The following is a 12,866-nucleotide window of genomic DNA, read 5'->3' on the forward strand; positions in this document are numbered from 1 at the left end:
CAGGTGAAATCAACTCAGCAGATTATCAATATAAGTAATTTATAATAAAGCCTCCCGATAGCGGGAAAAACAATTATGCCAGCAGACGCTAGTTTGAGCACGCTGTTTGTAAGGAATAATGCCAGGGCGCTAACAATATAAGTGGCTAAAAAGTAGGTAGCAGTTGCCAGAACAGCCTGAGTGTATCCCTATCACACATAAAATGCTGAATGATTGCTATTTTCAAACAGAAGAATCTCGGTTAATCTCTCGGAATTAACTTTCTGTTTTAACGGATATTTTATTCTGATGGGAAAAATCTCATCTCAATGAATAAATGCCCTGCAAACATACTGGTTGCAATACAAGGATGACGGTGACAAACAGAATTAACTGGCTTGATACGCCCTCGCGTTTTGGTTTAATCAGTCGGACACTTCATTGGTTGATGGCTTTGTTATTTTTATGGCAATTTTTCAGCGTGATTGTCTGGCATACTTTCGGACGCACCGCATTTACCTTGTGGATGGATAAACAGGGTTCCCACGCAACCGTAGGCTTTTTGCTATTTATCCTGGTAATAATACGTGCTTTATGGCGTGGGTTTAATAGACACCGTTACCCGCTTTCGAGGCCAAATAAAGCGAACAAGATCGCCATTGTTGGGCATATTACGCTTTATTTATTGATGTTTGTGATTCCCTTTTTGGCCCTTCTCCGCTGTTATGCTGATGGCAAAGGCGTGGTTGTCATGGGCATCCCTGTGTTGCCAGCCACGGGGATTGAAATCAAAGGGATTACCGTTTGGATCGATATGATGCATGGGCCACTAGCATGGCTGCTGCTCTTTTGCATTGGCGGTCATATCCTGATGGCAATAATTCACAGTTTTATACGTCGGGATGCTAATCTCCGCCCCATGATTTAAGTAGAGGCATCGATTCAGGATCAGGGTGGAGCTTTTCTATTACACCCTCAGCAATGTGGCAGAATAACATTTGAACAAGGAACCGAACGACATGATACCTAAGACGAAATTGAGGAAAAACCTTCCCTACGTTTTGATCGGACTCAATTTACTTTTTACGGCGCAGGTTCATGCTGAAATTGACGATCGGCGCGTGATTGCCGACTGCAAAAAAATTCCTTCTTACGCTAATGCAGGAAATACCGCCTATCAAAAAGGTGATTACGTTACAGCGCAAAAGCATTTTATGAATCAGGTTGCCTGGACAGAAGCCTGCCACTTCTCTGACGAGGTAAAAGTAGATAGCGGCGCCCGAGCTACGGCTTATAACAATATGGCGCTAACCTATATTCGTCAGGGAGATCTGCTTAAAGCAAAAGCCTGGTTAATGATTGCTCCAGAAGATAAAAAATCGCAATATAACCTGAAGCTTATCGCTGATAAAATAGCCGCATTACCTAAACCGACAACTTATGCTGGTGAATATTGGCAATATTCAGGACTGGGTAATTGGAACTCCATTGAAGTCACGCCAAAAGGTAATAAATTCACCATAGATTACAATGGTTACTATTTTGGTATTATGGGCATCTACTATGGCCCTAATATGGGGCAATTCTCTTTTGTTAGCAGTATTCCAGCTGATGGCAAGGTAGAATACGACCAGAGTAAAGCAGATAAAGAAACTGATTATTCCGGTGACTGCAAAGTTAATATGCAATTTACTCATGCGGATGTGACTGTAGAAACTGCGGGTGACTGCGGATTTGGTCATAACGTTAGCGCTGATGGCAATTATATTCGCGTCAGATAATCACTGTTTATTAGATCAGGCAATCGGTATGGTTGCCTGCATTATTCTATTCTCATTCCTCTATTCCCCAGCAACACCTCATCTTATAACGTAATGACCGAGTAAATGTAGGTATTTATAACGAAAGCTGGCCTATTTACCTATGAACTAAATAAATTTAATATACTTAATGTTTTTAAAGCAAAAATAAGCAACATAATTATTTATTTAATACTAAATAATTAACAATTAATTTAAAATAGTGATCTTGATCACGTTTTATTTGATAAATATAGATAGTATGAATTTTGAGCACATCAGTGCTTGTCTATTTAAACTGCAAAGGAGTGTTAATATGGGATATATGGTTTCGTTTAATGCTAATCCAGTAAATGCGTCAGAAGAGAGCCATTCACCTCAGGAAGTTCATTTGACTCACTCTGAGACCGAAGCTCTTAAGGATGACGAGTAAATATAAGTAGTCATTAACATACTGACAACTAAGTTATTTGTCTCTTATTTTAATGACTAAAAACATTAAGCGCCGATAGTGGCCTCATCGGCGCTTAAATAACTCCCTTTCCATTAATAGTATCATTTAACCGAAAATTCCCCACATGACTGCTTGCTATTCCAGGGAGGAATTCCTATGCGTCCTATTGAGCGCGATTTCACATTATCCGATGCAAAAGATCGCGTTATCAAAGAAATTGATAATCTGGGTTTGATGTGGCGTAAAGAAGTTTACGGAAAGAATATTCTGACGATTGTTGTTACGTTAAAACATCCAAAGAATAACAATCAAACGATGGGCGTAGGTAAAGGAGATTATGACAATGCTTTTGTTGGGGCATTATTTGAAGCACTGGAGCATTATATTGAGGATTTTTCCTCTCCTCTAGCCACAGTACGGCCTGCAAAGACTCTGATGCGTAAGGGAATACTAGCTAGTGACGATGTGCTGGATATGATTAGCACTCAACCTGATAGTCATCTGGCTACGCGCCGCTTCGCCTCTACCGCGGGAGATTTTTATTATCCATTAGCGCTTTGCGATCCCAATTATTCCCGTAAACCTCTTGCCGATGATAATTTTGACTATCGTTATCTCGCTCGCTATGGAAGCAATAGCGGCATTGCTATTGGCGCAAACCGAAACGAAGCTTTATTACATGGCATAAATGAATGTATAGAAAGGGATGCATTATCTTTGTTTCTTATCCAGGGTTTATACAGCCGAAGCCCATGTACAATATATGAAATTGATAAGCAGAGTTTACCGGAAGACGTCGCACGCAGCTGGCAAAATTCAGAAGAGGAAATTCAACAAAGGATACGAGTACTGGATATTACTCAGGGACTGAAATGTCGTACTTATCTGGCGTTAGCTGAAAAATCAAAACTAATAAAATATCCAATAGGCTGCGGAACATCGCTACATCCGCACCACGCATTGCAGCGAGCGTTAAGTGAATTGGTACAAATCAATGCGGTATTTAATCATAGCCAAGAGATTCAACGAGAGAACGAAGTATTGCATCAGCGGTTATTAAGATACAAAAAATTAGAGCGTTGTTTTTGCATGCGAACCGCGGATATTTTTAACACCAATGAAGTCTTACTGTGTCGCCTGCCAGTTTCAGACCACGCAGACAGTCGCCCCGCCGAAGATCTTGTCGAGATAGAACAGGATTTAATTGAACAAGGGTTTGTTATCGGGAAGAGTATTCTCTATGAAACTTCTCAGGTGTGTCTAACCAATGTTTTAATTCCTAGCTTTGAACGCTTTTATATTATTACCAGCGGGAATATTGTTTTACCTCTGTTAAGAGGAAGGAGGTCTCTTGAAAAAAAAACTATCTAAAGATGATTTTGCCGTCAGGTGGTTAATCAGAGAACATCAATATATTAAACACCAGAAACAGATAGGGGATATTCCCGAAGGCAATATAGTGACCTTAACCGAAGAGGTTGACCTTAGCATGGGGAGTTATTTCCTGGCACATGCGGAAGAGGAATCCTGGCTGGGGCGAAAATTTATATGTGAAAATGAATTAGGTCGACAAAGCTGGCCCAGCGTATTAAGCGATATTAATTTATTAGGTCCGTTCAATTCTGCCAGACGGGAAGGAAACCATGTCACGTTCAGTTATATTGCCCCCTCTTCTCGCCGGCGCTCTAGTTTTTTCCAAAGCCTATTAACCGACCCTATGGGCGAAATTGATTTTTGTTTTATTCGCGATTTTGACGGCGCACTTCCCTCTGGCGATAAATTTTGGCAAGTTGACCACCTTTCTGCTGAGAGAATGGCTAGGGAAGAACGCCATTTTCAGATGCACACAGAACTCAGCCTTAAGGTGTTAAAAACCCAGGGTGTTATTTACGATCCCGCCTGTTCTACCGGTGATTTTCTGGCATCCCTGGCTAATAAACTTCCTGAGTTTAATTATATTGGTTCAGATATTTCTCCTCAGATGATCGAATTTGCTCGTGAGAGACATAAGGAACGGCCTATTTCTTTTTCCGTTGGCGACGCCATGTCTTCCCGGCAACGCTGCGATATTCTTATTCTGCGCTTTCTGAATGATGAAGTGATGCAAATAGGTAGCGCGGCGCTCGCTTTTAATCATTTGATCGGCCTATTGAATCCCGGCGGGATAGCATTTGTTTTTGGTCATACTCCCGTATTGGTTCCCATCACAGACCTGGCCTCGGCGCTTGGATTTGAGGTAATAAAGAATACGGCCAGCTCACTGGATCAGTGCCACATATTTCAGTTTTATATGTTGAGAAAATACCCATGACGCAAGTGCGTAGCTCAGGTTTCTTCCCGGTTGATGATCTGCACTCCATATATTGGGAGCGGCATGGAAATCCGCAGGGCGAACCTTGGATCGTTCTCCACGGAGGGCCTGCGGGGCAAAGTCATCTTATTCATACGGCATTTTTTGATTTGTCACTGTGCGACGTTTTAATTTTTGATCAACGAGGTTGCGGCCAATCTCTTCCTTACGGCGAGCGAAGAATCAATACCATCAACCATCTGGTGGAAGATATTGAGAGGCTTCGATGTTTTTTAAAAATGCCGCGTGCCAATATTTTAGGTCTCTCCTGGGGCTGTTGGTTAGGCATTTTATACAAAATTCGCTATGGCATGAGCGGTTTGAAACTGGTAATCGGTTGCCCTTTTATTCCTATTGCGACTGTGCAGGAGCTGCATTGGTTTTATTTCCATCAGCAGATCTGCCAGACGCATAGGCTAAAACCTTTTATTTTTGCTGAAAACCAACCTAAATCGGCCACCTACTATCGCTGTTTACAGATTTTGGCCACGGGCCTAGCCAGTCAGAAGAGATCTATGGCTCAACTTTGGGTGAATACCGATGAAATCGCGACAAATGCGCACCAGGATTTCCATCAGACAATCACGTTAACCGATGAATTTTTCAATCCGCGAACTTATTCCGCCATCATGCTAGAAATTCATTACCATGCCGCCGGATTTTTTATTACCAACGATATATTGCGACAAGTTGCGCAAATGGACGCTCAGGGTGTCACTCTCGTTTGTGGTGAAAAAGACCGAATGGGTATGGTTGCAACCAACTGGTTAGCCGAACGGGTTAACGTTGAGGTAATACTCGTGCGGGATATCGCTCATCAGGCGCTTCATACAGAAATGATTAAACAACTCCGGCATCTTATTGCCCGATAGACATCGCGCTATAGGCAGAGAGTCAACGATAAAAATCCCCGCAGCCAACGCAAACGGGGAGTATATTATTTCCAATAAAATCAATTATTACTTCAACGCCATTACTTCAACGCCATTACTTCAACGCCATTGCATCACGCATGGTAAAGAACAGGTCGGTTTGGTCAGTTAGACCCACGACGTTAGCCGCGTGAGGGCCATAGGCAGCAATGCGTAGCTGCGTGCCGGTATGACCTTGAGAGTCATCTTCGGAATTCCCATAACTGATCGCCATCACCGCGCCATCTTTGGTCATTAATGCCTGCGTCAACCCCGGCGCCTTGGCATCGGCCTCGACGATCTGGCTGGAATGAGCATGGTCGGCGGTCACAATCACCAGCGTGTTGCCGTCGGCTTTTGCGAACTCGAGCGCTTTTTGTACCGCTTCATCCAAATCAACAGTTTCACCGAACTGACCACAAGGGTTCGCGGCATGATCCTGTTTATCAATTGACGCCCCTTCTACCTGTAGGAAGAAACCTTTTTCATTGGTTTTCAACACTTCTATGGCTTTTTCTGTCATGGCGGCCAACGTTGGAATATCCGCAGTGCGTTCCGGATTCACCTCGCAGGTGACTGGAGATTTATCGATATTACCGTGGTATGACGCCTTCGGGCCTAACCAACGCACTGGCATATTACCCGCCGAGAATAGGCCAAGAACGGGTTTATCCTGATTTGCCTGAGTTACCCCATTGAGATCATTCAGACTCTCAACAATCAGATAACCGCGGGCAATAGCCTGGTCGCGCAAGGATTTATCCTTCCACTCGCCGGCCTTAGCCAGTTGCTCAAAAGATTTTGCTCCGCCGCCTAGCGTGATATCTGCCCGGGCTTGGATCATTTGCTCGGTTATCGAACCTCTTCCGCCGTTTTCCAGCGCATTGGTCGCGCATTTTTCGCTAGTTTCTTCAGGGCCATAGCATTTGCGACCGGTAACGTGAGCAAACTGAGCGGCAGGCGTGGCATCTTGCAACTCTGCGGTAGAAACGTTGCCAGTGGCTTTCCCTGCCGCTTTCGCCAGTTCCAGAATGGTGATGTGATCTTTGCCTGTAACATCCACACCCAACGCGCCGTTATAAGTTTTAACGCCGCTTGACCATGCGGTGGCTGACGCAGCGGAATCAGTTACATAATTCGGTTTTTGCGTCTTTTTGTCTAAAGAGTAATGCGTGTATTGACCCGTCAGTGGCAAGGCATCAATGCCTTTGAAGAAACCGCCGGCACCCGCCGCATAGTTACGCGCCGAGGTGATTTCAGAATCGCCCATTCCATCGCCAATCAGCAAAATGACATTTTTTACGGTTTTATCCGATAAAGAGTCGCGTAAAGCCTGCGTCTGGTCACTATCTAATCGACGAGCTCCGCCGAACTGAGTGATGTCGCCTTTCGCGGAACGGTCATATAAGCCCGTTTCTGCGGCACTGGCGTTAGGCATCAGTAATGTGCAACTGGTAGACAGCAACAGCGTTGATAATGCGACTCGGGAAGCGGTAGAAATGCGCTTTGACATCGGTAGAGTTCCTTTTGTAACACACTAATACAGTTTGTATTTATTGGTTACATTGGATACTAGAGCAGCCGGATGACGTTTTTATGACGGCTTATGTTAATTATTTCACCCTCATTTTTAATCAAACTACTTTAAAAAACATCGGCTCAATTTTACTAACAGAAAGCGGCATTTTGCCGCTCTGGCATGCTTTCCCATGTTCCCTATTTACCGACATCCCTGCCTCACTGAAACATCACCATATTTATCAAAAAGTTAAACCAGTAAGGGCAGAATTTAGCGAGTAGGAAAGTATTCACTCCGCGGAGTACGAGTTACTCGGTGTCCATCGGTCTCACTGACTGATAGATATCAATATCGAAATAACCGTCGGCCATTCCGTCATTCAAATAGACCTCAAAACACGCACCTTCTGCCGGGAGGTAGCCACTGGCGGGTAAATGCAGGTTATACAACTCTCCCCATGCCTTGGCATAATCCCCATCGGTCACCCGCGCACGATAAACCGCATAAGTCCCACCAGGTATTATTTGTAAAAGCACACCACTGCTGGCATGCGCGGGCAAGACAAAATCATCGGCCACAGAAAAAGCCACATCAGCCCGCAGATTGGCGGGTGGCGTGGTTTCAGGGTTATCCCAATAAAGCGCTAGCCAGGATTCATAGGGTAACGGGTGCTGCTGCTGCCAGGATGATAACTGTTTGAAACCAAGAGGAATGGTTTCGGCGTAAGGGCCAATCACCCGAATACTGACAACTTGCTGCGGCTGTTTTTCAATAATGCGAAATGTCATCGTAGCGGCCTCTCAAGATAAGATTTAGGAAGATCTCTCTTCTCACGAACGGTTTCAAATACGATACTGAGCCTGATTGAACGTGAGTAAATATCAATGCGTCGTGGTACTGTATAAATAAACAGTACCACGATATTATCTGAATATCGCTCATTTATACAGCGTTAATTGCGCTATTTTTGTTCTATTTCGCGCCAATTGCCTCATCAGGCAAGCGCTCGCCAGCACGTTGTTGGTTGGCGGTTGTTTATTTTGGACCGATTTCACCCAATTGACTCTTCCTTAATTCGCGACCAACTCGCCGCACAATCAGCAACGGTCACTAAATTGTTGCCACAGTTGCGTTAGAATACGCGACAATTTTTCTGCCCATTGCTGTTGTCCAAAGGATGGCATAAGGTTCGTTGACCCCGACCTGTAAATCGCCTTCTGCACGTAATAATTCAACCAGCAATAAAGCCCATTCCGGATTGCGGTTAAACAGCGTACCGATCTGCCAAGGTCTGGCCACACCTTTAAAAGTTGGCGTAAAACTATGCATAGAAATGATAACGCTAGGTTGCCCTTGGGCTGCGCGTCGATCCAGCGTTTGGCGAATAAGATCGTGGTAAGGCTGGAAAATTTCGGTTCTGCGGGCTTCTGCCTGCGCGGGGGTGACACTTTGATTGCCTGGAATCGTGGTTTGCTCGGAAATTTCAGGGATAGAACTGGCGATACCGGGAGTACGGTTACAGTCGATGACCAGGCGAGAATAACGCTGATGGATTAAGGTGGCATCCAGCAGCTCACTGAGCCGTTGAGCTACGGGTAAAGAGCCGATATCCCAGCCAATATGTCGATCTATTTCGCCGGGCGGTAGGCCTAAATCACCTAATCGCGAGGGGATAGTTTGCCCGGCATGGTCAGCCAGGAAAATGAAAGGAGAGACTGCACAAGCGCGTTCTAGCACGGCCGGCGAGCAATCCTCAGCGGTTAATAAGGGCTGCGGGCGGTCAACTGACATCTTTCTGACTCCGATAGATTAGGCAAAACCTCATCCTAGTCGCTATTTAAGGCTATGCCCAGTCACGGCTGATAACCTGGCATAATCAGTTTGAAGGATAAAGACTAACGCTTTGTAGTTAATCAGTGCGAACCACTTCGCATTGTCAATGATAGGCGGCATAAAACTGACAGAGGCTATTCAAAAACGCCGGTTTTTCGTGCCATACTGCTGTTGATAAAACCAGTAGATAACCCCCACGGAGCCTTATGGAAACCTTTTACATTGACCGTACTGACACCCCAGCAGGTGAACTGGTCATTATTGGCGATAGCGAACATAACCTGCGCGCCATTGATTGGGTCGATCACTATGAAAGACTGCTGAAATTACTGACGTCTCACTATGGGCCAAATACTTTTACGCTGACTGAAAAGATTAATCCTGGCGGTTTAACCGAGAAAATGCAGCGTTACTTTGCCGGTGAGCTGGATATTATCGATGGCCTGCCGGTAAAAACTGCGGGGACGGCGTTTCAACGGCAAGTGTGGCAAGAGTTGCGCAACATTCCCTGCGGGAAAACCATATCCTACGGCGAATTGGCTCAACGAATTGGTCGCCCTACTGCTTCCCGCGCCGTGGGCATGGCTAATGGCCTGAACCCAGTCTCCATTGTGGTGCCCTGTCATCGCGTCATCGGCGCGTCCGGCTCGCTGACCGGCTACGCCGGTGGCGTAGAGCGGAAACGTTGGTTATTGGCTCATGAAGGTTATCTTTTAGCGCGCTAAGCATTGTTACTCTTATCAGACGCCTTAAAAGATGTTAAAATTGACAAATATCAATATTAATGGGAATACCCTCATGATCCCGGAAAAACGTGTTATCCGACGTATCCAGTCAGGTGGTTGCGCAATTCATTGTCAGGATTGCAGCATCAGCCAACTCTGTATTCCTTTTACCTTAAATGAGCACGAGCTGGATCAGCTCGACAACATCATTGAAAGGAAAAAGCCTATTCAGAAAGGACAGGCGTTGTTCAAAGCTGGCGATGAGCTGAAGTCTTTGTATGCTATTCGTTCCGGGACCATTAAGAGCTATACCATTACCGAAGAAGGCGATGAGCAAATTACCGGTTTCCATCTGGCTGGTGATTTGGTTGGTTTCGATGCGATCAGCAATTTACAACACCCGAGTTTTGCTCAGGCGCTGGAAACTTCGATGGTCTGTGAGATTCCGTTCGATACGCTGGATGATTTATCCGGCAAAATGCCTAACCTGCGTCAGCAGATGATGCGTTTGATGAGCGGTGAAATCAAAGGCGATCAGGATATGATTCTGTTGCTATCGAAGAAAAACGCGGAAGAGCGTCTGGCCGCCTTTATCTATAACCTGTCGCGCCGTTTTGCCCAACGTGGTTTCTCACCTCGTGAGTTCCGCCTGACGATGACGCGTGGCGATATCGGTAATTATCTGGGGCTAACGGTTGAAACCATTAGCCGCTTGCTGGGCCGCTTCCAGAAAAGTGGAATCCTCAGCGTAAAAGGCAAATACATTACCATTGAAAATACCGAAGCGCTGGCACAGCTCGCGGGTAACCCAAAACCGGTGTGCTAATCTGACCTAATGCCAGATCAATAATTTGCATATTTATTGGTCTGGCTCTCTATCCCCCCTGTTCTGTTTTTCCATCATGGTTTACTCTGTAAGTAACACACTGTTAATAGTGATTCGCAGTTGTAAGGAGACCCTATGGCAAAGTATCAGAATATTCTGGTGGCTATTGACCCCAATCAGGACGATCAACCGGCATTGCGCCGAGCTGTTTATCTGGTGCAGCGTAACGGCGGGCAAATCACAGCCTTCCTCGCTATCTACGATCTTTCTTATGATATGACCACCCTGCTTTCGCCAGATGAACGAACGGCGATGCGTAAAGGCGTGATCAGTCAACGCGCAGCCTGGATTGCCGAACAGTGTCGTTTCTACGTTGAAGCGGGCATTCCCATTGATATTAAAGTGGTTTGGCACAACCGACCCTATGAAGCCATAATTCAGGAAGTCCTGAGTGCGAAGCATGATTTGCTGTTAAAAATGGCTCATCAGCACGATCGGCTGGAATCTATTATTTTTACCCCAACAGATTGGCACTTATTGCGTAAATGCCCCTGCCCTGTGTGGATGGTGAAAGATCAACCTTGGCCTGAAGACGGTACGGCTTTGGTGGCGGTTAACCTGTCCAGCGAAGATCCACTTCACGATCCGCTCAACCTCAAACTGGTACAAGAAACCAAAGAGCTGGCCGAGCATGTTAACCAAACGGCGGTGCATCTCATTAGCGCCTATCCGGTGACGCCAATCAATATTGCCATTGAACTGCCTGATTTTGATCCGAGCGTATATAACGATGCTATTCGCGGCCAGCATTTGATAGCCATGAAAGCGTTGCGGCAAAAATTTGGTTTGGACGAGAAATACACCCATGTGGAAAAAGGTCTACCGGAAGAAGTGATTCCGGATCTGGCTGAGCACCTACGCGCTGGCGTGGTCGTACTGGGCACATTGGGGCGAACCGGTCTTTCCGCCGCTTTTATCGGTAATACAACCGAACATGTGATCGACCATCTGAAATGTGATTTGCTGGCAATCAAGCCGGATGGATTTACCTGCCCAGTGGAGTGTAATGAGGATGGTGACGGTCTGTCATCCAACGGATAACGACCACTAAGCTTAGCGGCGATAAATTTAGCGATAACCTCTTCAATACCAAAGCCAGTCTGTGAAAACGGACTGGCTTTTGCTTAGTGAGCTAACTCAAAACGATATCAAAACGATAGGTTGTCTGCTCCGCACCGGTGCCGATAAATCAGGCACATCCGGTGCGTTCCCTACCCTTGAAAATTCCCTTACAGCAGTGTAATAGCAGGTTTTTAGCCTTAGCCTTTGGCTGATAAAAAGGACGCCAGTCGCTCCAGCGCCTGCTTGCATCGAGTATTCATTCAGCTACAGGAAGGCTTTGTATGGCAGCTCTGGCTCATCGATAAAGATATCGTGGAAGCCTCGGTTATGCTGATAATGCATTTTATGCTTGTCCGTTGGATAGGTGTACTTTCCGCCGACTTGCCAGAAGAACGGCGCAAATTTGTAGTCCAATCGATCTTTTTTCATTTTCCACAGTACCTCGATTTCACGAGTGTCACTTTGGAAGTTAGCCCAGATATCGTGATGGAACGGCACCACTACCTGCGCATTCAGAGATTCAGCGGCGCGCAGAATATCTGATGAAGTCATTTTATCCGTTACACCGCGCGGGTTTTCACCGTAGGACAACAGCGCGACGTCAATATCGTAATCGTTACCGTGTTTAGCGTAATAATTTGAGTAGTGAGAGTCGCCAGAATGGTAGATCGTGCCACCGCTGGTTTTTATCAGGTAGTTCACCGCACGCTCATCCATGGTATCCAGCAGAGCCTTATCCTTGGAGGATGTGCCTTTTGGTAATGTAATCAGTGCAGTACGGTCAAAAGAGTCCAACACGGTGATTTGAATATCGCCAATATCAATCACCGATCCAACTTTTGCCACGATGCAGCGTTCTTCCGGGACGCCCCAGCCAAGCCACAGATTAACGCAGGCCTGCGGGCCGATAAATTTCACATGATCGTCGCAGTTTTGCAGCACCGCGGCAGCGACGTTGACGTCGATATGATCGGCGTGATCGTGAGTAGCCAGCACGGCATCAATTTTCTTGATGGCAAAAGGGTCTAATACAAAAGGCGAAGTCCGAAGATTTGGCTGTAATGCCCGCACGCCGCCCATACGCATCATTTGATGTTGAGCATTCATATAAGGATTAGACTGCGTTCTTTTCCCAGTGCCACACCAAAAATCGATAGAAATGTTGGTATCACCGGCGGATTTAAGCCAGATACCGGTACATCCTAACCACCACATGGCGAAAGTATTGGGTTGAACCTCGGTTTTTTCGATTTCTTCATTTAACCAGGTTCCCCACTCAGGGAAAGTGTTCAAAATCCATGACTCACGGGTAATCTCGTTTACTTTGCTCATAATCAGACCTTTAGGA

12 protein-coding genes are annotated in these 12,866 nt (G+C 45.8%); 8 read left to right on the top strand and 4 right to left on the bottom strand.

What is annotated here, in order from left to right:
- The first annotated feature begins 355 nt into the window (after nucleotides 1-355).
- The 5 genes from PL78_RS05385 (at nucleotide 356) to PL78_RS05405 (ending at nucleotide 5,454) form a co-directional block, all read left to right on the top strand.
- The gene (locus tag PL78_RS05385) at nucleotides 356-907 is read left to right on the top strand and encodes a cytochrome b (RefSeq protein ID WP_064513788.1); all 552 of its coding nucleotides are present in this window, start codon (nucleotides 356-358) and stop codon (nucleotides 905-907) included.
- A 91-nt stretch (nucleotides 908-998) separates the two neighbouring features.
- Entirely contained in the window at nucleotides 999-1,760 is a 762-nt protein-coding gene (locus PL78_RS05390; RefSeq protein ID WP_064513790.1) for a tetratricopeptide repeat protein, read from the top strand.
- A gap of 628 nt (nucleotides 1,761-2,388) precedes the next feature.
- Nucleotides 2,389-3,603 (top strand): YcaO-like family protein, encoded by a 1,215-nt coding sequence (locus tag PL78_RS05395; RefSeq protein ID WP_064513791.1) that lies wholly within the window; start codon nucleotides 2,389-2,391, stop codon nucleotides 3,601-3,603.
- Complete coding sequence (locus PL78_RS05400; RefSeq protein ID WP_064513794.1) at nucleotides 3,584-4,543, top strand: class I SAM-dependent methyltransferase; 960 nt, start codon at nucleotides 3,584-3,586, stop codon at nucleotides 4,541-4,543. The genes PL78_RS05395 and PL78_RS05400 overlap by 20 nt, the downstream gene beginning before the upstream one ends.
- Complete coding sequence (locus PL78_RS05405) at nucleotides 4,540-5,454, top strand: alpha/beta fold hydrolase (RefSeq protein ID WP_064513796.1); 915 nt, start codon at nucleotides 4,540-4,542, stop codon at nucleotides 5,452-5,454. The genes PL78_RS05400 and PL78_RS05405 overlap by 4 nt, the downstream gene beginning before the upstream one ends.
- Nucleotides 5,455-5,569: 115 nt before the next feature.
- Here PL78_RS05405 and phoA read toward each other — a convergent pair whose 3' ends face one another.
- From phoA to PL78_RS05425, 3 genes are all read right to left on the bottom strand, one after another.
- Entirely contained in the window at nucleotides 5,570-7,006 is a 1,437-nt protein-coding gene (gene phoA / locus PL78_RS05410; RefSeq protein ID WP_064513798.1) for an alkaline phosphatase, read from the bottom strand.
- Between the two features lie 314 nt (nucleotides 7,007-7,320).
- The gene (sbmC, locus tag PL78_RS05420; protein WP_064513802.1) at nucleotides 7,321-7,800 is read right to left on the bottom strand and encodes a DNA gyrase inhibitor SbmC; all 480 of its coding nucleotides are present in this window, start codon (nucleotides 7,798-7,800) and stop codon (nucleotides 7,321-7,323) included.
- 322 nt (nucleotides 7,801-8,122) lie between these two features.
- Entirely contained in the window at nucleotides 8,123-8,803 is a 681-nt protein-coding gene (locus tag PL78_RS05425) for an N-formylglutamate amidohydrolase (RefSeq protein WP_128821809.1), read from the bottom strand.
- A 248-nt stretch (nucleotides 8,804-9,051) separates the two neighbouring features.
- Between PL78_RS05425 and ogt the strand changes: the two genes are divergently transcribed.
- From ogt to uspE, 3 genes are all read left to right on the top strand, one after another.
- Nucleotides 9,052-9,570 (top strand): methylated-DNA--[protein]-cysteine S-methyltransferase, encoded by a 519-nt coding sequence (gene ogt / locus PL78_RS05430; RefSeq protein ID WP_064513804.1) that lies wholly within the window; start codon nucleotides 9,052-9,054, stop codon nucleotides 9,568-9,570.
- 73 nt (nucleotides 9,571-9,643) lie between these two features.
- Nucleotides 9,644-10,396, top strand: coding sequence for an FNR family transcription factor (locus PL78_RS05435; RefSeq protein WP_064513806.1), 753 nt, complete (start codon nucleotides 9,644-9,646; stop codon nucleotides 10,394-10,396).
- A 135-nt stretch (nucleotides 10,397-10,531) separates the two neighbouring features.
- Entirely contained in the window at nucleotides 10,532-11,497 is a 966-nt protein-coding gene (uspE, locus tag PL78_RS05440) for a universal stress protein UspE (protein WP_064513808.1), read from the top strand.
- A gap of 285 nt (nucleotides 11,498-11,782) precedes the next feature.
- On the opposite strand, the gene ulaG is transcribed toward uspE, so the two are convergent.
- Nucleotides 11,783-12,850 carry an L-ascorbate 6-phosphate lactonase gene (gene ulaG / locus PL78_RS05445; RefSeq protein WP_064513810.1) on the bottom strand — a complete coding sequence of 356 codons (1,068 nt, stop codon included), beginning with the start codon at nucleotides 12,848-12,850 and terminating at the stop codon, nucleotides 11,783-11,785.
- Nucleotides 12,851-12,866: the final 16 nt, after the last annotated feature.

The sequence above is a fragment of the Yersinia entomophaga genome (assembly GCF_001656035.1).
Lineage (GTDB): Bacteria > Pseudomonadota > Gammaproteobacteria > Enterobacterales > Enterobacteriaceae > Yersinia > Yersinia entomophaga.